Here is a 19013-nt window from a genome sequence, read left to right as displayed (position 1 = left end):
TCGCAAACGCGCGAGGTCGGATCGAAAGACTCCCGCCAGGAATTTCGCTCCCGACAGCATGTCTATCGGCGACGGGTCAGGAGCGCTGCGAGAAAGCCGACACCGGCCGCTATGCCGAGGGCCTGAAGCGGGTGACGACGAATCTGGTCGGCCGCCTGTTGTTCAAGCTCGCTTGTGCGCGCCGACAATTCCGAATACACGCCTTCGCCCTTGTCGAGGGCGGCCGCGGCTTTTTCACGCGTATAGTCGCGCGCCGAACGCACACCGGCGTCCGAAATAGTCGTGAAACGTTCTGCAAGCGCTTCGAAATCCTTGCGCAGTCCTTCGATTTCGGCTGCGAGATCGGCGTCCTTGCGGTTTCCCTGGGTCTTCGTTGCGGTTGTCATGAATTACTCCTTGTTTCCATACCCACAACGCGCTGGAGCAGTTGTGGTTGCATTGCCCTGCCCGGTTGCCTGCGTGGCGTCAGCAAACGGCGGAGATCGGCCAGCGGCGCCGCCTTGTCCGAGACTGCCTTGAGCACCACCAGCGCGGGCACCGCGATGACAAGCCCGGCAAATCCCCACAACCAGCCCCAGAACAGAAGCGACAGCACGATCGTGAGCGGCGCGACCTGGAGACGGCGGCCGAGGAAATGCGGCGTGACGAAATTCGCCTCCAGGAAATTGATCGCCAGATAGGTCAATGGCGGTGCGAAGATCTGGAACGGCGTGTCAAACGTGATGATCGAGGCAGCGAAAAGCGCAGCCGTACCGATAGCAGGCCCGACGAACAGGATATAATTCAGCAGGGCGACACCGATCCCCCATGCATAGGGCATCGGCACGTCCAGCGCCCACAGGGCGAGGCCGACGATCGTGCCGAGGCCCGCATTGATGAGGCTGGTGACCAGAAAGAAATGACTGACTTCGCCTTCGACGCTTTTCCAGATCCGTGCGGCGTGAAGCTTCGTTCCGGTCGTCGAAAACGGCATCGTCGCCAGCGTCAGGAAGGGGCGGCGCATGACGAGAACGAAGGCGGAAATGGTGAGGGTGACGACAATGCCGGTGAAGACGTCCGCGAATGACGTCGCTGCGCGGGCGAGAAAATTCGGCTCGCGCACGACGACTTCCTGCACTTCGGGGTCCTTGACCATGTCCTTGACGTCATCGGCAATCTGCGCGACGGCATCGCCCGCCTGCTCCGCAGCGGCGAAGGTCAGGCGCAGATGAGACAACTTGGCCCGCAGTTCGGAGACGATCTGGGGCCATGTGTCGAAGATGGTTTCCACCGGCCCGAACATCAGCGCGAAAATCAGCGCAAGAACGGCCGCGACGACAGCGATCAGGACGACGACCGCCAGGATTTTCGGCAGGCCCGCCCGCGCAAGTGCGTTCATCGGCAGGTGAAGCACGAGCGCGACGAGCAGCCCCATCGTGATCGGCAAAAAAACAGCCCGCGCAAAATACAGCGCCGCCACGAGCGCGATCAGGAGCGATAGCGTGGCGAGCGATCGAAAAAGCAGGCTGTTGAAGGTGAGCATCTAGGCTTTTCCAAGAAGAGCGCCGCGCCCGGATCGGGCGCGGCGCGACTGTGTTATTCAGCCGGTGCGATCAGGATGACCGCATCGCTATCGGACATGTAGTCTTTCTCGGTGTAGGCCTTCTGCGACTCCAGGCTCTCCTTCGTCAGACCGGTCTTGATTTCGGTCCAGTCGTTCGAACCCTCGACACGAGCAAGCTGCAGATCGCGCATCGAAACGGCGACCGGCTTCTCGTTGATGCCCAGGAAACCGCCAACATCGATCACGAAGGCATTGATCTTGCCGCCTTTGTCGACAAGGACATCGGACACTTCGCCGACTGTCTCGTTGTTGGCACCGGAAACGGTCATGCCGATCAGTTCGCTCGCTTCAAAGCTCGCTTCACCGACCGGAGTTGTTTCCATGCGCGGTGTCGATGCCGTGGTCATGGATTTGTCGGTACCCTGCCCGCCTTCCATGTCGGTGCCGTAAACGGCGTCCTTCTCAGCCATCTGCTGATCATCGGTCATCGCCTCGTCGGCCGGCGCTTCGGCGGATGTGCGTTCCGGATCAAGAGCGTCCCTGTCAAAGGCGGGAGCGTTCTCCAGTTCTTCCTTGGTCAGGTCGCCGACAAGCATGTGATCGCCATCGGCGTTGCTGACCCAAGTCAGCTCATCGATCGAAACGGCAACTTCTTTCTCGCCGATTCCGAGGAAACCGCCGACACCCGCGATCACGGCAACAGCCTTGCCGTCGGGCGTCATGATGATGTCATTGACGTCGCCGACGATCTCGGCATTTTTGTCCGAGCTGCCGTGGATCGAAGCGCCAATAAAGCGCGTCGCCAGGATCTGGTTCGGATCGGCCTGATAGAAACCGTCGGTCGGGGCAGCGCCTTCATAGGGCTCCTGCGAGAAGATCGGTGCATTGTCCATTTCGCCGGTGTTCGACGCATCCTGAGCGTACGCAATCGGCGTCGCAATCAGGGCGATGGATGCTGTGGTGGCCAAAAGATGCTTAAACATAGTAGTATCCTTTTCGTGAGTGTTTTCGCTCGCGCACCCGGTGGTCGTGACTTTCCACGGACCGGCCGCCGGGTGTCTGGTAGCAAACGCGCCCGACCGGCGGTGGTTCCCGCAAATCTCAACGCCGATACACGAAATAGAAATCTGATCGCACCGAAGCGCGCATTCCTCGACGCAAGGGAACGCCGAGCCGTTTCATCCGTTGTCTCGCCAAAGGAGACTGCGATGGAAAACCTCGTCTTCGCCATTTTGATGCTTGGATGCGATCACACGCTCGAAGCCTGTGAGAACGTCCCCACGCCAATAGAATTCTACGCGTCGCGCGAGGCGTGCGAGGAAATCCTCCCGCTTGCCTTTCACGAGGCTGACACGCACCCCATCGCCTTGGGCGATTGCGTCGCCGTTCCGGAAAACTGGATCGAAAAGGACATCGTCTTCGAATGGTCCGTCGATCAGGACGACCGCCTGAAGATCGCCGTTCGCGGTGCCGATAACACGGTGTTCGGCGATCCCATCGTTACCAAGGTCGCTTCGGGTAAAACCAGCCGCATGCCAGCGGGTTGATCGTTCTCTCGGGAACCGAAACGCGCCCTCCGCGTTGGTGCGACATGCCTTATCGAAATCAAGAAAAGGAGAAAGCAGTGACCAAGCTTTCCACTGGAGAAGCACGCCAAGGCGAACGTGGTCGACCTGTCCTGATGGTCCTGATTGCAGGACTTGTCCTGGCCGGAGTCGCCGCCTTCGTACTCTACCCGTTCCAGCAGGATGCCGGCACGATCAGCGACGACACCACGGTCGGCGAGACTGTTGCCACGGACTGATAGTCCGGATCCCAACACACGAGGAGAAACCAAATGTCACAAGCAGTTCTGAAACCGAAACTCGGCAAGGAAGAGATCGAAACCGGGCTTTCCGCGGATTCGCGCAAGGAGGTCGCCGAACATCTCTCGGCAATTCTCACGGACACCTATTTCCTGGTAATCAAGTCGCACGTCTATCACTGGAACGTGGTCGGACCCCTGTTCCACTCGATCCATGTCCTGACCGAAGAGCATTACAAGGATCTGTTCGACGCAGCGGACGTGATCGCTGAACGTATTCGCGCTCTGGGTCATCATGCACCGATCGCCAACGCAGCGGGCCCCGACAACGCCGTCGTTTCGCTCAACACCACGGCGCGCACAGCGCACGACATGGTTGCCGAGCTGATCGACGACCACGAAGCGGCGATCCGCAAGATGCGCGCGGCGGCGGAAGCCGCCGAGAAAAACGACGATTTTGTCTCGCACGACCTGCTCGTTGCGCGTTTGACCTTCCATGAGAAGGCTGTCTGGATGCTGCGTTCGCTCATCACCGAGTGACACGGACGCGCATCCGGCAAAACGCCGGGAGGAAGAGAGGCCCGCGGGAAGCATTGCTCCCCGCGGGCACTTTTGTGTTTTACAGAAATGGACGCGCGAGGCCGGAAACCCCAGGCCAGCCCGCAATCTCCTTGAGCTTTTCGGCATCCCGGATCTCGAAGCCGGAATCATGCCAGGCGATCGTGTCGTTGTCGCACAGCTTGCGCAGCGTCTTGTTGGTGTGGACCAGCGAAAGACCCAGCGTATCGGCGACATGCTGCTGAGTGAGCGGTTCGATGCGGCTGTTTTTTTCGAACAACCCCACCGCAGCGGCGCGGTCTGAAAGGAAGGCGAGGAGATATGCCGCGCGCTCTATGGCAGTGCGCCGGCCGATCGACAGAAGATGTTCATCCAGCATCTGCTCCTCGCGCGCGGCCAGCCAGGTTATATCGAAACCCAATTCAGGCTGTTTCACGTACAACTCATAAATCCGGGAACGTTCGAACACGCAGAACACCATGTCGGACAGTGCTTCCACCGAGTGCTGCATTTCGGTGTGGAGCGCGTTCTGCAATCCAACGAAATCACCGGGAAAAATATAATTGAGGATCTGGCGCCGGCCGTCCTCGAGCATCTTGTAGCGAAATCCCCAACCGGAAAGCACGGTATAGAGATGCGGGCTATTCGACCCTTCGAGAAGAATGCTCGATCCGGTGCTGCTAGCCAGTTCACCGCGCTTGAAAGCACTGACGAATTCGAGCTCTTCCTGCGAGAACGCGCGGAAGCTGTCGCTGCACAAGAGCGGACACTCTTCGCAGGAGACATTCAATGCCGACTTCGGCGGAGACACATTCATTGGCAACCGACCTCTCAGACCAATCAAATAACGTCGGACACTATGTCTTTTTTTAATGACCTAGACGAAAACGCATATCATAGCTTTAGTCTCCATCCCAAAATTGGAGATCGAGTTGTGCTTTCCGAAAAATCGGTCCTGATCGTCGAGGACAGCGCCCTGATCGCCGTGGATATCGAGTCGATCCTCGCCGAACTCGGCGCAACCGATATCGCGACCGAGGGCGGCGGGGAAACAAGGATCCCGGAATCCCGGCGCTTCGATCTTGCGGTCATCGACATCCACACGGCATCCGCGCTCGGAGACAGCCTGATCGAGAAACTCGGCCAGGAGTCCATCCCAGTGGTCTTTCTCACGACCGGTGAAGAAACCCGTATCGAAACGGGCTATACCGGGCGAAGCGAGATTGTGAGAAAGCCGTTCACCTACGAAGACCTCTGCGGAGCGTTCGCGCGCCTCCTGGGCTGATCACGCCGCGTTACCAACCAAAGGCCGGTTCATCACATGGGTAGAGACACCATCGGGGCCATACTCGCTGCTGTCCGACACGCCGAGAAGTTCGCTGAGCCGTTTGCGGGCGCGGGACACGCGGCTTTTCACCGTCCCCACCGCGCAATCACAGATTTCGGCGGCTTCCTCGTAGGACAGTCCGGTGGCGCCGATCAGGATAATGGCTTCACGCTGATCGTCCGGGAGTTCGGCGAGCGCCGCCTGGAAATCCTGCATGTCCAGCTTGCCCGCCTGTTCGGGATGCGTCGCCATCGCGACGGTCAGCGCGCCATCCGCATCCGAGACCTCGCGGCCGCGCTTGCGCATCTGGCTGTAGAACTCATTGCGCAGAATCGTGAACAGCCAGGCGCGCAAATTGGTGCCCGGCTGAAAAGAGGCCTGTTTGTCCCACGCGCGGACGAGCGTCTCTTGCACAAGGTCATCGGCTTTGTCGGCCGTACCGCACAACGAGATCGCAAAGGCGCGAAGATTGGGAATGGCGGTCAGAAGACCGTCCTTGAAATCCATCGCGTCAGTCATGATCGGAATCCTTTGCAGGCCTCCCTTCCGCGGTCTCGAGCCTGTTTAAAAGCTCGAGGAAGCGATCGGGAACCGGTTCGTTCAGGACTTCGTCAAATTGCGCGCGCAGTTTCTTGCCGATCTGCGACGCGGCAAGATCGTCCAGCCTCGGCTTGTTATTTTTGCTCTCCGGCATTGGATCATCTGCCTGATTTTGCAATGCTGTCATTGGTTGTAACCCTCTCAATCTAGGCTAAAACGCCCCGGATTGAAAATGGTTGCGAAGTTTTTGGAACTTTTCTTTCCCGCATGCGTTTTGGGCGGGATACGTGACTGATCAGGAGGGTTGATATGTCGCTTGCAGCCGAATTGTCAGGGCAGATTCCTTATCTGCGCCGCTATGCGCGATCGGTGATGGGATCTCAGACAAGCGCGGACAATTATGTCGGCGCCCTGCTTGAGGCTCTTATTTCCGATCCGTCTTCAATGCCGCAGGGTGAAGATACCCGGACGGCGCTCTATCGTTTCTTCGTTTCGCTCTGGTCATCCATCGACATCAATCTGCGCGATCACCATGGCGCCGGGCTCGACGCGAACACATCGCGAAACCTGCAGGCGATCTCGCCTCTCCCGCGCCAGGCCTTCCTGCTGGTCTTCGTCGAAGGCTTTACGCACGAAAAGGCTGCCTACATCCTGAATGTCGATGAGGCCGAATTCGAAAAGCTCCTCGATGAAGCGCATCGCGATATCGCCTCTCAGGTGGCAACGAAGGTGCTCATCATCGAAGACGAGCCGCTGATCGCCATGGACATACAGGCCATGGTGGAAGATCTCGGGCACACGGTGACCGGCATCGCCCGCACCCATTCCGAGGCAATGAAGATGGTGGGCGAGGACCGGCCCGGCATCGTGCTGGCCGATATCCAGCTCGCTGATGGAAGCTCCGGCCTCGACGCGGTCAACGAGATCCTTCAGGACATGTCGCTTCCGGTCATTTTCATCACGGCATTTCCCGAACGGCTTCTGACGGGCGAACGCCCCGAACCGGCCTTCCTCGTTACCAAGCCATTCGAACCGGCCGCCGTGTCCGCGCTTATCAGCCAGGCACTCTTCTTTTAGGAAGATGTGAAAAACGCCGCATAAACAGCGGTCGGGTTCGGAACCGGAGGAGAGCATGCACGTTGTCACTTTGTGCAACAACAAGGAGATACGTTATGCTTGGATGGGCTCTTACATTTCTCGTTGTCGCCCTGATCGCGGCTTTCCTCGGTTTCGGCGGCATTGCCGGCGCTTCAGCCGGCATTGCGAAAATCCTGTTCTTCGTGTTCCTGATCCTGTTTGCGATCAGCCTCGTGACACGGGTACTGAACAGAGCATGATTATCTTATCGGGCAGGTCCATGCCGACCTGCCCGATAACTGTATTGGCGTAGAAGAATGCCCAATCGCACACTCGTCTTGGAATCGCTGGTGGGCACACCGGTCACGATTTTCTTTCAGGATCTGAACGGCGATTATCAGTGGTTCGTGAACCCCCAATCTGTATGGGCCGAATGGGACCGGACGGGGACCAACGAATGCCTTCTTTTTCATGACAATGATCGTCAGAAGCTGGCGAAAGCGAAACAACTGGCTTCCGAAACCGGGGAAGCCCGCAGTGTCGATGTGACCGCGTTCGCGGATGACGAGTCCGGACGCCCGGCGCATTGGAACCTTCATTTCACGATCAATCGGAAGCGCGATCAGGAGACGGGTGCGGACGGGTACATTTGTTCGTGCATCGATGTCACGGATCAAAAACAGCGCGAACAAACGCTGAAGAACCTGCTGCGCGAAGTCGCTCACCGGTCAAAGAACATGCTCGCCATGGTGCTGAGCCTGTCGTCGCAGACGGCGCGCGTGGCGCCGACCAAGACCGAGTATATCAGACGGTTCACCGGCCGGCTGCAATCACTCGCCAAGTCCCAGGATGTGATCACCGAGAGCGACTGGCGCGGCTCGACCCTCTCAGATCTCGTGCGACGCCAAGTGCGCGATGTGGTTCCGCTCGCCGACGGCAAGATCACATTCGAGGGCGACAATATCGAGCTTGGCCCGAACGGCACCCTGCATATCGGCTTGGCCCTGCACGAACTGGTGACCAACGCGCTGGTTCACGGCGCGCTGTCGCTGGCCGACAGCGTGATTACCATCAGTTGTCATCGCGAGCCGGGACCGGATGCAAACGCGACACTCATCTGGCGCGAAACGCCGCGTGTGCACTCTTCCGTCGACAAGCAGCAAAGCTTCGGCCGCACCATGCTCGAACGTATCGTGCCGGCCGCAATCAATGGCGAAGGCTCCCTCGAGCTCAGCAATGACGCGGTCGTCTACACGCTCTCGATCGGGCATTCGGAAATTATCTGAGAGAACAAAAAAAGAGAGAACCGGCGGGGGGCTCCGGTTCTCTCAAGGCGCCTGAGGGGAAGAGCGCCTGCTGCTGAAATCGACTTGTTGTGTCGCTTGCATCAACAGAACGCTCGAAAAAGCATCCAGTTCCACCTCCAAAAAAAATTTTTCAGTGATCGCGAAGCGCGGCGATCAAGTCGTCCTTGTTCATGTCGGAACGGCCATCGATCCCGATCTCACGGGCGCGATCATAGAGTTCGTCTTTGGTCCAATCTTCATAAGGAGCGGCCTTGCCGCCCTTTTTCGACGGCTTGCCACCGCCCGCTTTCGCGTTTGCGATGCGTGCGGCTTTTTCCTTCGAGGCACCATCATCTCGAAGGGATTCATAGACATCGTCGTTCTTGATGCTCGGGCCATGATCCTTTGACATCGAAAATCTCCTTTTCCGGAACGATGATCTGCCGCTCGCGCGGCACTGTTCGTGTATGCTGGACCAACGCGTAATCGCGGGAATGGTTCTGACTCCTTTCCACCGGGGAACGGGGCGGTGCCCGAAACGTTCTATGGTGATAGGCTGGCCAGCAGGGGGGCATGCTTGAAGCAGGATTATAAAAGCCGATACCTGGCACTTCGCGGGCTGATCACCGTTCCGGGTGCGATTGCGCTCGCGATCTGGTTGTCGGCGATCCCCCTTCTCTGGATCGATCACGCATTTGACTGGCCACAATTCGCGAAGCCGGAAATCTTTTCGGGAATGTCCGTCGAAACAGCGAGAAACGTGCTGGGGACGATCGCCGCGGCAGCGATAACCACATTAAGTCTCGTCTACTCGCTCGTCCTCATCGTTTTCACCCTCGCCGCCGGAACCATCGCACCAAGGCTCCTGAAACGGTTCACCAGCGACCGCGCCAATCAGATTACGGCGGGTATGCTTGGCGGAACGTTCCTCTTCGCCCTTACCGTGCTTTATCGGACCGGCCCCGGTTTCGTGCCGTCGATATCGATCGCGGTCTCCATGCTTCTCGCGGTCGTATTCGTGCTGCAACTGATCTTTTTCGTCCACGCCGTTTCGCGCAGCGTGACAATCGACGAAGAAATCGCCGAGATTTCCCGCCGGCTGGAAAACCGCATCGCCTGGATGGTGCGCGACGAAGAGGAACAGGCGAACGCGCAATCCTCTCCCGGGGATTTTGACCATGCGATCGCCTCAACCCAGTCCGGTTATTTGAACGGCGTTGACGAAAACTCGCTGGCGGTACTCGCACGCAAGCACGACTTTACGGTCAGGTTACGCTTCAAGCCCGGCGATTTCATTCTGGAAACCCAGACGGTCGCCCTTCTCTCCCGTCATCCCGAACAGGAAGAAGACGAAATCGCGGGGCTTGTCCGCCAGTGCTTGCTCATCCTGCCATCGCGAGACGCCGTGGACGAGATCGAATACTCGATCAATCTGTTGATCGAGATTGCACTACGCGCGCTTTCTCCCGGCGTGAACGACACATTCACCGCAATCGCCTCGCTCGACCGCATGACCTCGGCGCTATCCGCAGCTGTACGTCTCGGACTGCGCCGGCGCGACATTGTGGATAGCGACGGAACCGTACGCGTCGAAATGCGGGGCCTTGGTCTCGAGAACATGCTCGACAGCGCTTTCCATCCGCTGCGCCGGGCGTCCGCTGACAACATGCTGATGATGGAGCACCTCGCCCAGGCACTGTCGCGACTACACGAGATCGGGAACCAGACCGCACGCGAGCTCATTTCCTCCCATGCGGAGCTGCTACTCAAAAGCGCCAAATCCTCAAATCCATTGGATTCGGACTTTGCGGCGCTGAAACAGCTCATGCCGTTCATGGAATCGGGAGAATGAGCATGTCCGACAAAAGCAATGCCAATGCAGATCTGCGGAACCGCAAGATCGAGCAGGATACGCAGGGTGACGCCGAACTGGAAAGCGTCGTGCCGCCGACATCGAGATTCGGGGGTATGACGACCTGGATGCGCGCCGGACTTGCCGCGCTGGGCGTGGTGATAATCCTCCTCGTTCTTTCGCAGGCACTATAAGAAAAGGCCGCCCCTAACCGGGGCGGCCTTTGTTTTCTCGGCTGTTGTAAGCCTCTTAGAGGGAATCGAGCCAGTCCTTCACCTCGCGCTCGGCCTCTTCCTTCGACTTGCCGTAGCGATACTGGATCTTACCGGCCAGTTCCTCCTGGCTGCCATTGATTTCAGCGAGGTCGTCGTCGGTGAGTTCACCCCAGGACTGACGGGCCTTGCCCTTGTATTCGGTCCATTTGCCTTCGATTTGGTCCCAATTCATAAGACGTCTCCTTTTTGCTGCTGGTTGTGATCAGTTATGTCAGGCGGCATGTTCTCCGCCTCGGTCTCGCGTTCAGTCTGCGATGGAGCGCAACTCCAGTTCGCTGACTGCAAGCGCGAAATTCAGTCCCGTCTGGCTGCTGACGCTCAGCGGCTGGAGGGAGAAAGTTTCCCCGGAGCCACCAATAAGCGCATTCGCACCCACGCCCGCACCTGCCGTCGCCTCGGCCGAGACGCCGTAGTAATCGCCGGCCAGAGCGCCGGGTGCGAAATCGTCATTCGTCGGAGCGAAGACGGCCCAGGTCATGTAGCTGGCATCGGTCTTGCCGATGTCGATCCCGAACTTCGAAATCGCGCCAAAATAGGACTCCTCGACGCCGCCATCTGCAGGACGATACGTGCAGCTCACATCCTTGGTGGACCCGAATATGAAGCCGCTGCCACCTTCGACCACACAGTCGAGAACGCCGATTTCGACACGTTCGACCGGCTCGTCGGGAGTGGCGCTGTTATCCTGGGCAAATGCCGCACTCCCGCCGAGAGCGGTCGCCAATGCGAGCGTTCCGGCAGCGGCAGTCTTTACGAAATTCATTGTCTTCTCCTTCGCCTCGTGCGTTGGCATCGGCCGTCACACGGCAATACGAAACCTCGACCGCAAGCTGAGCTTCGCGGCATCGGTACCGTCATTCCTACGTTGTGGTTCTCGACCGTTCCTGGCGATCGCACTGTGACAGCGCGATCATGACTTCAACGCCGGTATCGGAGTTCGGTTCCTGAAATTCGAAAGGTTTGTCGACAAAACGAGAAGGCGGACCACCGCTCGGGACGGCGTGAGACCCGGAATGCCTGTTCGGGCCCTTATCCCTTCGCGAGCAGGGCGACCAACTGGCTTTGCTGAGACGTTCCTGTCTTTTCGAAGATGACCTTGAGTTGATTGCGAACAGTGTGGATGCTCACACCCCGTTCCTGCGCGACAAGTTTGAGCGTGGAACCACGGAGCAACTCTTCGGCAAGAAGAGCCTCGGTTGGCGTCAGGCCGTATCGATTGGTAAACTTGACCTGCCTGCGCTTGGGAAGAGGTCCTGTTTGCTGAACGCAGACCATGACGCTGGCGCGCGTATCATCCATCCATTCGAAAACATTGTCGGAAGTCGACACCGTCCGCACAAGCGGAACGACGCTGATCTCCATCATGGTGTCGCCGCCCGCATTACGCAGCCTGATCTGCCCCTCGAAAGCCGAATAATCAGGCTTGGTGGCGGCATGGATCGACCGGCCAAAGCGACGATTCGCATCCTTGTCCAGAAATACGAGGCGCTTGTCGATGCTTGTCGCGCAATCCTGACATGAAAGCATGGTTTCGGCTGCGCGGTTCGCATACCGGATACGCATATGCGCATCCAGCAGAAACACCGCGCTCGAAATCTTGTCCAATGCCGGCTCAAAACCCATGCCGAGCGCCCTGCCCTGCAATCTCCGCCCTATCTCGAATGACCGCCTGAGATGAGGCGCAAGCGCGGTCAAAGTCTGAACCATTTCGGTGCGCAGCCGATCGCCATTCCGGAAACTTACATTGCACGACAAGCGCATGCGTTTCGACGAATCCCGGCAGATCGTGATACCGACCCCGGTTCCGATATCGCCCTGCGGGCGTATCCATTCATCATAGAAGCGTGTCTTCTTCAGCGAAGCGGCATCAATCAGGTCTTCGGTCAGTTGCACCCGCCCGATCGGTCCCTTCGCATAGCCGCCAGTCCACGGATTGATCGCGGAATATTCTTTCTCATAGACCGCGATATAGTCGGGATCATAACCGTGACTGAGCGCGCCAAGCGTGTGACCGGTTGCTAGATCGTGACCATGAAGAGCGACCCTGGCCCCCAGAAACGCGTCCGAAACCAGTTCGAGAAAATGTTTCCAGGAGTCTGGCACCGTCGCAGCGGCATAGATCGTATCTACATACGCATTATACTGCTGCAGAGACAATTCTGACACAGGCCTGACCTAAACGCCGCATAATCTTGCCTATGAAAATGTACAAACCCCGGTGTTGGAAATCAATCGCGCCCGTCCATCCTTGCCCGACGATATGTCGTGTGAATTCACGCGAGAAACATAGAACATGATAGAGATGACCTGGAATAACCGTGACTTCGAAACCTGCTCAGTCAAGACGCGCCATGCCGAGATCTCTGTCATGGACAATCACGGCAGCGGAACCCCGGTGGTACTGCTTCATGGCAACTCGCTGGGCAAGGAGGTCTTCCGGTCGCAATTCGGCGCATTCGAAGATAACAGGCGGATTGTCGCGCTCGACCTGCCGGGACACGGATCATCCTCGGATGCCGAAAATCCGCGCCAGACATACTGCCTCGAAGGGTATGCGGATTGTGTCGCGGAAACCCTGGGAAAGCTCGATATCGGGGAGTCGGTCGTCGTCGGTTGGTCCCTCGGCGGCCATATCGGCTACGAATTGCTTGAGCGCCAACCGGGTTTGAAAGGCCTAATGACCATCAGCAGCCCGCCGATCGAGCGGCGAGCCGACGGCTCCATGGCGGGATTTCAGCTGTTTCCGAGACTTGCTCTTTTGTCGCTGGCCAAATTGTCCGATGCTGAAATCGATGAACTCGCCACACTTATCGGCGATTACGACACCAAGGAAACGATGCTGCAGGAATCGGACTGGCACCGTCTCATCGCCAGAACCGATGGCCTTGCCCGCCAATATCTGTTCGAGGCGCTTGCGGCCCAGCCGCCGCGAAGGCAAAGAGAACTGGCCGAAAACAGCAGTATCCCGCTGGCGATCATCAATGGCGGAGACGACCGCTTCGTGGATACGGACTATGTCGCTGATCTGTCCTACCGCAACATCTGGTCGGGTAAACCGATCATCATGAACGGCCTTGGGCACGCACCACACATCAACGGCCCGGACGAATTCAACGCGATCCTGCGTTCCTTCGTCAACGATGTCGCCCCGCAGTAAACCGGGCGCTCCGCTGTCTACCAAACCGCTCAGACACCGAGTTCGAAGTCAGCTTCCGATAGGTCGCCGATCTGCGCGTTCATGATGGTGATCACATTGGCGCCGTCGGTGGTGGTGACGTTGCCACCGGAGTTCGCCGCGTGAGAGGCCATCAGGTGGGCATAGTCTCAGCGCAGGGTTTCCTGAGACCGGACGGGAATTTGACCAGGATCGCAAATGGAAAACGGGGGCTTACGCCCCCGCTTCCGAACCGGATCCGCATTCCGAACCGATTAGTCGATTAAGTTGATCAGTTGACTTACGGAGGCCTTCGCGTCACCGAAGAACATGCGCGTATTGTCCTTGTAGAACAACGGATTCTCGATACCGGAATATCCCGTACCCTGGCCGCGCTTGGAGACGAAGACCTGCTTGGCTTTCCAGACTTCCAACACCGGCATGCCGGCGATTGGAGAATTCGGGTCCTCCTGGGCGGCCGGATTGACGATGTCGTTGGAGCCGATGACGATCACGACGTCGGTCTCGGGAAAGTCCTCGTTGATCTCGTCCATTTCCATGACGATGTCGTATGGAACCTTGGCCTCGGCCAGAAGCACGTTCATGTGCCCGGGCAGACGCCCGGCGACCGGGTGGATCGCGAAGCGAACCTCCTTGCCCTTGTCCCGAAGCTTGCGCGTCAGTTCCGAGACCGCCTGCTGCGCCTGGGCCACCGCCATGCCGTAGCCGGGCACGATGATGACGCTGTCGGCTTCCGCAAGCGCCGCTGCGATGCCCTCGGCGTCGATCGCCACCTGTTCGCCCTCCACCGCCTGCGCCGGCCCGGTCGTGTTGCCGAACCCGCCGAGGATCACCGAGACGAAGGAGCGGTTCATCGCCTTGCACATGATGTAGGACAGGATCGCGCCGGACGAACCGACCAGCGCGCCGACCACGATCAGGAGATCGTTGGACAGCGAAAATCCGATCGCCGCCGCGGCCCAGCCCGAATAGGAGTTGAGCATCGAAACGACGACCGGCATGTCCGCGCCACCGATTCCCATGATCAGGTGGTAACCGATGAAGAAGGCGGCGAGCGCCATCAGGATCAGCGTCCACGACCCGGCGCCGGCGAGATACATGATCAGCAGGATGACCGACAGGATCGCCGCGCCCGCATTGAGCATGTGTCCGCCCGGCAGCTTCGTCGCCTTCGAGCCGACCTTGCCTGCCAGCTTGCCATAGGCGACGACAGAACCCGTGAAGGTCACCGCGCCGATGAAGACACCGAGAAAGACCTCGATCTTCAGAATATTGATCTCGGCCGGGGTCTTGGCCGCGACCTTGGCCGCAAATCCCTTGAGCGCATCGAGCGCCGATGCGTCCGCGGCGGCCTGCATCGCGGCCACACGGACCATCTCGATCTCGGCATTGAGACCGATGAACACCGCCGCGAGGCCGACCAGAGAATGCATCGCGGCGACAAGCTGTGGCATTTCCGTCATCTGCACGCGGTTGGCGACATACCATCCGATTACGCCGCCGCCCGCGATCAGGATGATCGACAGAAGCCAAAGGCCGGAGCCCGGCCCGATAAGCGTGGCGAAGACCGCCAGCGCCATGCCGGCGATGCCGTACCAGACCGCGCGCTTGGCGCTTTCCTGGCCGGACAGGCCTCCGAGCGAAAGAATGAACAGGACCGCCGCAACGACGTAGGCGGCCGTAGTGAAACCGTATTCCATGGCGCGCCTCCCCTTACGACTTCTGGAACATGGCGAGCATGCGCCGGGTGACCATGAAGCCACCGAAAATGTTGATCCCGGCCATGAAGACCGACACTGCCGCAAGCACCAGCACCAGCCATGAGCCCGATCCGATCTGCATCAGCGCCCCCAGGATGATGATCGAGGATATCGCGTTGGTGACCGCCATGAGCGGCGTGTGCAGCGCGTGGCTGACGTTCCAGATCACCTGGAAACCGACGAAGACCGAAAGCACGAACACGATGAAGTGCTGCATGAAGCTTGCCGGCGTGAACAGGCCGGCCAGCAGGATCGCCGCGCCACCAGCTGCAAGCAGCGTGACTTGCTGCTTCGTTTGCGCCTTGAAGGCAGCCACCTCCTGCGCGCGCTTTTCCTCGGATGTCAGCTCTTTCGGCTTGTCCTTCTTCGGCTGCGCCGCGATTGCCTGAACCTTCGGCGGGGGCGGCGGGAAAGTGATTTCGCCCTCATGCGTCGCCGTGGCGCCGCGAATGACGTCGTCCTCCATGTTGTGGACGATCACGCCATCCTTCTCCGGCGTGAGGTCGGTCAGCATGTGACGAATGTTCGTCGAGTAGAGCGTCGAGGACTGCGTCGCCATCCGGCTCGGGAAATCCGTGTAGCCGACGATGGTGACGCCGTTTTCGGAAACCACCTTCTCGTCGGCGACCGTCAGGTCGCAATTGCCGCCGCGCTCGGCCGCCAGATCGATAACGACGGAACCCGGCTTCATGGTCTCGACCATGTCTTCGAGCCAGAGTTTCGGCGCATCGCGCCCCGGGATAAGCGCCGTCGTGATGACGATGTCCATGTCGGGCGCGAGTTCCCGGAACTTCTCGAGCTGTTTCTCCCTGAATTCAGGGCTCGAAGGCGCCGCATAGCCCCCGGTCGCCGCGCCGTCCTGGCTCTGCTCCTCGAAATCGAGGAACACGAACTCCGCGCCCATCGATTCGATCTGCTCCGCCACTTCGGGACGCACATCGAAAGCATAGGTGATGGCGCCAAGCGAGGTCGCCGTGCCGATCGCCGCGAGACCCGCGACGCCCGCACCAACGACCAGCACCTTCGCCGGCGGCACCTTGCCAGCCGCCGTGACCTGGCCGGTGAAGAAGCGGCCGAAATTGCTGCCCGCCTCGATCACTGCCCGGTAGCCGGCGATATTGGCCATGGACGACAACGCGTCCATCTTCTGGGCGCGGCTGATACGCGGCACCATGTCCATCGCGATGACGCTCGCGCCAGTGCCCTTGCACAGCTCAAGCAGTTCCGCGTTTTGGCCCGGATAGAAGAAGGAAATCAGCGTCTTGTCGCCGTTCAGGCGCTTGACTTCGGTGTTCGTCGGCGGACGCACCTTGGCGATGACGTCAGCCGCCTTCCAAAGCGCAGCGGGCGTCTTCGCGATCTCGACACCGGCCGCCTTGTAGGCGGCGTCATCGAAACCGGCGGCAAGACCCGCGCCCGTCTCGATCACGCATTCATGGCCGAGTTTCTGCAACTGCAATGCGCTCTCCGGCGTCATTGCAACCCGGCGCTCCCCCTCGAACACCTCTTTCGGCGTGCCTATCTTCAATCCATCCTCCGCATCTGGCTTTCAGACCGACATAAAACCCGTGCGAAACGGAATGGCAAGCCCACTCCGTTTCCAAGTTCGCGTCACGCTTGGCCCCTCGCCGGGCCGGCGTCCATAAAATTGGCGTAAAAGCAAAAAACGGCGCGGCTAGCCGCAATTCCTGCGGTTGTGGGCAAGAGATGAACGCAGAGACAGAACGATCAGCACGACGCCGATCAACCCCGTTATCACTTCGGGTATGTGTACGAAGGACTGCGCGAACATGATCAGCGCGAGAACGAGGATCGAATAGAAAGCGCCGTGTTCGAGGTAACGGAACTTGGCAAGCGCACCCATCTCCACAAGCATGATCGTCACCGAACGCACATACATCGCGCCGATGCCAAGCCCGATCGCGATCAGGAAGAGATTGCGCGTCAGCGCGAATGCGCCGATCACGCCGTCGAAGCTGAACGACGCGTCCAGCATCTCAAGGTAAAGGAAAGCGCCCAGGCCGCCCTGGCGCGCAATTCTTGCCGCGTCCTGCGAGGCATCGAGAACATGGCCCAGAATTTCCACGAACAGGAAGGTCAAAAGGCCGCTGGCCGCGGCAAACAGGAACATCGCCGATTCACGTTCCGGCAGGATAGTCGCGAAACACATGACGATCGCCAGCACGATGGCGATTTCAATGCCGCGGATCGGCGCGATCTGACGCAGGCGCCCCTCCACCGTGCGAATCCAGTCCACCTGCTTGGCCTCGTCGATAAAATAGCTCAGCGCGACCATCATCAGGAAGGTTCCGCCGAACGCGGCAATGGAGACATGAGCCCGTTCCATGATCAGGCCATAGCGTTCCGGCTCAGTCGCCGCGAGGACCAGCGCCGAGACGGGGCCGATATTCGCCGCGATGACGACGACCAGAAGCGGAAACACGATGCGCATGCCGAATACGGCGATCAAGATACCCCAGGTCAGGAAACGTCTTTGCCAGACAGGGTCCATTTCCTTGAGCTTGTTGGCGTTGACGATCGCGTTGTCGAAAGAAAGTGCGATCTCCAGCGCCGCGAGCACCGTCGCCGTGAACAGGAACGACATCATGCCGGCACCTGATCCTGTGGTCTCCCAGCCCAGCCATGCGGCCAGGACAAGACCAAGCGCCGTGACGGCGAAGGCGTAGCGGAGATAGGAAAAGACTGATTTCATTCCGGTTTCATCGCTCCCGGGCAAAGCGCCGGGCGGCAGCATTGCCATCCGGTAGACGTATGTTTCCCGATCGCGACTTACCAGCACCCCAATGCGGCCAGTGCACATTTTTTGTTGCGCCTCGTTTTCGGCCCGGAGCCCTTTCGAGTGGCTTGCATGTTGACGCATGGCGCGGCATTGCCATGCCGCCGGTTCATGCGTCGATAGCGCGTTCATACCGGCAGGGTCGAAAGGCGGTCATCATGCTCGAATGTAAAATCGATATTCTGGTCGAATGGGGGCACTGCGATCCCGCGCGGATTGTCTACAACCCGAATTTCTTCGACTGGATGGAACACGGGCTGTCCGCCCTTTTCTCGGCTTCCGGCTTTTCGCTCGCCGATACTTTGGCCGCTCATCCGGAGCTTCGCGGCACGCCACTCGTGCGCAGCGAGGCTGAATTCAAGGGGCCGGCACGGGTCGGAGACACTCTTGTGCTGTCGTCGAAGGTCGTGCGCTGGGGCAGGACCTCCTTCGACATCGCCTATGATTTCCTGCTCGACGGCGAGACCATCGTGACGGCAAAGCAGACGCGTGTCTGGTCGGGCGTCGATGAAACGGGGCAGTTGCGCGCCCTGCCGATACCCGGCGAGATTCGCGAAGCGCTGAGCCGGTCGGCGACGGTTTCATTCAGCACCGTGCGACAGGAAAATTGAAACGCTTGTCGCGCCGGATCAGGGCTGGCGCGCGCGAGGCTGTTATGAAGGGCTGATGGTCGTGGCGACCAGATTCAGATTGTTGTCGATCGACGACCCGATCATCATCGATCCCCCGATCACCGATACCGCGATGATCGCGACGATAAGTCCGTATTCGACAACCATTGCACCGGACTCGTCCCTGAGATAACGCACAATCATATGCTTCCCCTCATTCTCCGTAGGAGTGTCCCCGCGCGATCATCATGATGCGCGGATCGGACATTGCATGCGCGGCGGCAATTTCCTCCCGGCCGGCGATGCATCTCGAAAGATACCAGCAGTCTGTAAACGCTTGTATGTTGCAGACCTGTGCGAATCGGCTAACAAGATCTTGCGGTCAAGCCTGTAAATTATGTATAAAAT

The 19013-nt window shown here is 59.1% G+C and carries 26 protein-coding genes; 11 read left to right on the top strand and 15 right to left on the bottom strand.

What is annotated here, in order from left to right:
* Nucleotides 1-62 precede the first annotated feature (62 nt).
* From ACQK2M_RS07570 to ACQK2M_RS07560, 3 genes are read right to left on the bottom strand one after another with little or no spacing between them, the layout of a single operon-like run.
* The gene (locus tag ACQK2M_RS07570; protein ID WP_425417279.1) at nucleotides 63-386 is read right to left on the bottom strand and encodes a DUF883 family protein; all 324 of its coding nucleotides are present in this window, start codon (nucleotides 384-386) and stop codon (nucleotides 63-65) included.
* Nucleotides 383-1522, bottom strand: a complete 1140-nt coding sequence (locus ACQK2M_RS07565) for an AI-2E family transporter (RefSeq protein ID WP_425417278.1) — start codon at nucleotides 1520-1522, stop codon at nucleotides 383-385. Before ACQK2M_RS07565 ends, ACQK2M_RS07570 begins: the two co-directional genes overlap by 4 nt.
* A 53-nt stretch (nucleotides 1523-1575) precedes the next feature.
* Complete coding sequence (locus tag ACQK2M_RS07560; RefSeq protein ID WP_425417277.1) at nucleotides 1576-2526, bottom strand: PRC-barrel domain-containing protein; 951 nt, start codon at nucleotides 2524-2526, stop codon at nucleotides 1576-1578.
* Nucleotides 2527-2751: 225 nt separating this feature from the next.
* Between ACQK2M_RS07560 and ACQK2M_RS07555 the strand changes: the two genes are divergently transcribed.
* The 3 genes from ACQK2M_RS07555 to ACQK2M_RS07545 all read left to right on the top strand — a co-directional run bounded on the left by ACQK2M_RS07555 (nucleotide 2752) and on the right by ACQK2M_RS07545 (nucleotide 3887).
* Complete coding sequence (locus tag ACQK2M_RS07555; RefSeq protein ID WP_425417276.1) at nucleotides 2752-3090, top strand: hypothetical protein; 339 nt, start codon at nucleotides 2752-2754, stop codon at nucleotides 3088-3090.
* A 77-nt stretch (nucleotides 3091-3167) separates the two neighbouring features.
* Nucleotides 3168-3347 carry a hypothetical protein gene (locus tag ACQK2M_RS07550; RefSeq protein ID WP_223475926.1) on the top strand — a complete coding sequence of 60 codons (180 nt, stop codon included), beginning with the start codon at nucleotides 3168-3170 and terminating at the stop codon, nucleotides 3345-3347.
* 33 nt (nucleotides 3348-3380) lie between these two features.
* Nucleotides 3381-3887 carry a Dps family protein gene (locus ACQK2M_RS07545; protein ID WP_425417275.1) on the top strand — a complete coding sequence of 169 codons (507 nt, stop codon included), beginning with the start codon at nucleotides 3381-3383 and terminating at the stop codon, nucleotides 3885-3887.
* Nucleotides 3888-3966: 79 nt separating this feature from the next.
* Here the strand turns inward: ACQK2M_RS07545 and ACQK2M_RS07540 are convergent, their stop codons facing one another.
* Complete coding sequence (locus ACQK2M_RS07540; protein ID WP_425420000.1) at nucleotides 3967-4722, bottom strand: Crp/Fnr family transcriptional regulator; 756 nt, start codon at nucleotides 4720-4722, stop codon at nucleotides 3967-3969.
* Between the two features lie 117 nt (nucleotides 4723-4839).
* Between ACQK2M_RS07540 and ACQK2M_RS07535 the strand changes: the two genes are divergently transcribed.
* Nucleotides 4840-5190, top strand: a complete 351-nt coding sequence (locus tag ACQK2M_RS07535; protein WP_425417274.1) for a response regulator — start codon at nucleotides 4840-4842, stop codon at nucleotides 5188-5190.
* On the opposite strand, the gene ACQK2M_RS07530 is transcribed toward ACQK2M_RS07535, so the two are convergent.
* Both ACQK2M_RS07530 and ACQK2M_RS07525 read right to left on the bottom strand, forming a co-directional pair.
* The gene (locus ACQK2M_RS07530) at nucleotides 5191-5751 is read right to left on the bottom strand and encodes a sigma-70 family RNA polymerase sigma factor (protein ID WP_223475930.1); all 561 of its coding nucleotides are present in this window, start codon (nucleotides 5749-5751) and stop codon (nucleotides 5191-5193) included.
* Nucleotides 5744-5959 carry a NepR family anti-sigma factor gene (locus ACQK2M_RS07525; RefSeq protein WP_223475931.1) on the bottom strand — a complete coding sequence of 72 codons (216 nt, stop codon included), beginning with the start codon at nucleotides 5957-5959 and terminating at the stop codon, nucleotides 5744-5746. The genes ACQK2M_RS07530 and ACQK2M_RS07525 overlap by 8 nt, the downstream gene beginning before the upstream one ends.
* Before the next feature lie 122 nt (nucleotides 5960-6081).
* On the opposite strand from ACQK2M_RS07525, the gene ACQK2M_RS07520 reads away from it, so the two are divergent.
* The 3 genes from ACQK2M_RS07520 to ACQK2M_RS07510 all read left to right on the top strand — a co-directional run bounded on the left by ACQK2M_RS07520 (nucleotide 6082) and on the right by ACQK2M_RS07510 (nucleotide 8135).
* On the top strand, nucleotides 6082-6849 hold the full coding sequence (locus tag ACQK2M_RS07520) for a response regulator (protein ID WP_425417273.1): 768 nt from the start codon (nucleotides 6082-6084) through the stop codon (nucleotides 6847-6849).
* A 95-nt stretch (nucleotides 6850-6944) separates the two neighbouring features.
* Nucleotides 6945-7109, top strand: coding sequence for a DUF1328 domain-containing protein (locus tag ACQK2M_RS07515; RefSeq protein ID WP_223475933.1), 165 nt, complete (start codon nucleotides 6945-6947; stop codon nucleotides 7107-7109).
* A 57-nt stretch (nucleotides 7110-7166) separates the two neighbouring features.
* Nucleotides 7167-8135 carry a PAS domain-containing sensor histidine kinase gene (locus ACQK2M_RS07510; RefSeq protein WP_223475934.1) on the top strand — a complete coding sequence of 323 codons (969 nt, stop codon included), beginning with the start codon at nucleotides 7167-7169 and terminating at the stop codon, nucleotides 8133-8135.
* Between the two features lie 151 nt (nucleotides 8136-8286).
* Here ACQK2M_RS07510 and ACQK2M_RS07505 read toward each other — a convergent pair whose 3' ends face one another.
* Nucleotides 8287-8547 (bottom strand): Rho termination factor N-terminal domain-containing protein, encoded by a 261-nt coding sequence (locus ACQK2M_RS07505; protein ID WP_223475935.1) that lies wholly within the window; start codon nucleotides 8545-8547, stop codon nucleotides 8287-8289.
* A gap of 165 nt (nucleotides 8548-8712) precedes the next feature.
* On the opposite strand from ACQK2M_RS07505, the gene ACQK2M_RS07500 reads away from it, so the two are divergent.
* Together ACQK2M_RS07500 and ACQK2M_RS07495 are read left to right on the top strand one after the other, a co-directional pair.
* Nucleotides 8713-9987 (top strand): DUF2254 domain-containing protein, encoded by a 1275-nt coding sequence (locus ACQK2M_RS07500; RefSeq protein WP_223475936.1) that lies wholly within the window; start codon nucleotides 8713-8715, stop codon nucleotides 9985-9987.
* A 2-nt stretch (nucleotides 9988-9989) separates the two neighbouring features.
* Entirely contained in the window at nucleotides 9990-10181 is a 192-nt protein-coding gene (locus ACQK2M_RS07495; RefSeq protein WP_425417272.1) for a hypothetical protein, read from the top strand.
* Between the two features lie 55 nt (nucleotides 10182-10236).
* Here the strand turns inward: ACQK2M_RS07495 and ACQK2M_RS07490 are convergent, their stop codons facing one another.
* The 3 genes from ACQK2M_RS07490 to ACQK2M_RS07480 form a co-directional block, all read right to left on the bottom strand.
* Nucleotides 10237-10434 carry a CsbD family protein gene (locus ACQK2M_RS07490; RefSeq protein ID WP_223475938.1) on the bottom strand — a complete coding sequence of 66 codons (198 nt, stop codon included), beginning with the start codon at nucleotides 10432-10434 and terminating at the stop codon, nucleotides 10237-10239.
* Between the two features lie 72 nt (nucleotides 10435-10506).
* Nucleotides 10507-11025: a DUF992 domain-containing protein gene (locus ACQK2M_RS07485; RefSeq protein WP_425417271.1), complete on the bottom strand. Its 519-nt coding sequence runs from the start codon at nucleotides 11023-11025 to the stop codon at nucleotides 10507-10509.
* 266 nt (nucleotides 11026-11291) lie between these two features.
* Entirely contained in the window at nucleotides 11292-12428 is a 1137-nt protein-coding gene (locus ACQK2M_RS07480) for a helix-turn-helix transcriptional regulator (RefSeq protein WP_425417270.1), read from the bottom strand.
* Nucleotides 12429-12564: 136 nt separating this feature from the next.
* On the opposite strand from ACQK2M_RS07480, the gene ACQK2M_RS07475 reads away from it, so the two are divergent.
* The gene (locus ACQK2M_RS07475; protein ID WP_425417269.1) at nucleotides 12565-13419 is read left to right on the top strand and encodes an alpha/beta fold hydrolase; all 855 of its coding nucleotides are present in this window, start codon (nucleotides 12565-12567) and stop codon (nucleotides 13417-13419) included.
* A gap of 29 nt (nucleotides 13420-13448) precedes the next feature.
* Here the strand turns inward: ACQK2M_RS07475 and ACQK2M_RS07470 are convergent, their stop codons facing one another.
* The 4 genes from ACQK2M_RS07470 to ACQK2M_RS07455 all read right to left on the bottom strand — a co-directional run bounded on the left by ACQK2M_RS07470 (nucleotide 13449) and on the right by ACQK2M_RS07455 (nucleotide 17910).
* Nucleotides 13449-13571, bottom strand: coding sequence for a hypothetical protein (locus tag ACQK2M_RS07470; protein WP_425417268.1), 123 nt, complete (start codon nucleotides 13569-13571; stop codon nucleotides 13449-13451).
* A 120-nt stretch (nucleotides 13572-13691) separates the two neighbouring features.
* Nucleotides 13692-15137 (bottom strand): NAD(P)(+) transhydrogenase (Re/Si-specific) subunit beta, encoded by a 1446-nt coding sequence (locus ACQK2M_RS07465; RefSeq protein ID WP_425417267.1) that lies wholly within the window; start codon nucleotides 15135-15137, stop codon nucleotides 13692-13694.
* A 13-nt stretch (nucleotides 15138-15150) separates the two neighbouring features.
* Nucleotides 15151-16725 carry a Re/Si-specific NAD(P)(+) transhydrogenase subunit alpha gene (locus ACQK2M_RS07460; RefSeq protein ID WP_425417266.1) on the bottom strand — a complete coding sequence of 525 codons (1575 nt, stop codon included), beginning with the start codon at nucleotides 16723-16725 and terminating at the stop codon, nucleotides 15151-15153.
* A 147-nt stretch (nucleotides 16726-16872) separates the two neighbouring features.
* Nucleotides 16873-17910, bottom strand: coding sequence for a DUF475 domain-containing protein (locus ACQK2M_RS07455; RefSeq protein WP_223475944.1), 1038 nt, complete (start codon nucleotides 17908-17910; stop codon nucleotides 16873-16875).
* 242 nt (nucleotides 17911-18152) lie between these two features.
* Here ACQK2M_RS07455 and ACQK2M_RS07450 point away from each other — a divergent pair, with 242 nt between their 5' ends.
* A complete protein-coding gene (locus tag ACQK2M_RS07450; RefSeq protein WP_425417265.1) occupies nucleotides 18153-18605 on the top strand; it encodes an acyl-CoA thioesterase in 453 nt (150 codons plus the stop codon).
* A 42-nt stretch (nucleotides 18606-18647) separates the two neighbouring features.
* Here ACQK2M_RS07450 and ACQK2M_RS07445 read toward each other — a convergent pair whose 3' ends face one another.
* Complete coding sequence (locus ACQK2M_RS07445) at nucleotides 18648-18809, bottom strand: Flp family type IVb pilin (RefSeq protein WP_223475946.1); 162 nt, start codon at nucleotides 18807-18809, stop codon at nucleotides 18648-18650.
* Nucleotides 18810-19013: the final 204 nt, after the last annotated feature.

This window comes from Oricola indica, assembly GCF_965227485.1.
In the GTDB taxonomy this organism is placed as follows: Bacteria; Pseudomonadota; Alphaproteobacteria; order Rhizobiales; family Rhizobiaceae; genus Oricola; species Oricola indica.
The sequence above is the reverse complement of the archived record's forward strand: the minus strand, read 5'-3'. Positions and strand labels throughout refer to the sequence as shown.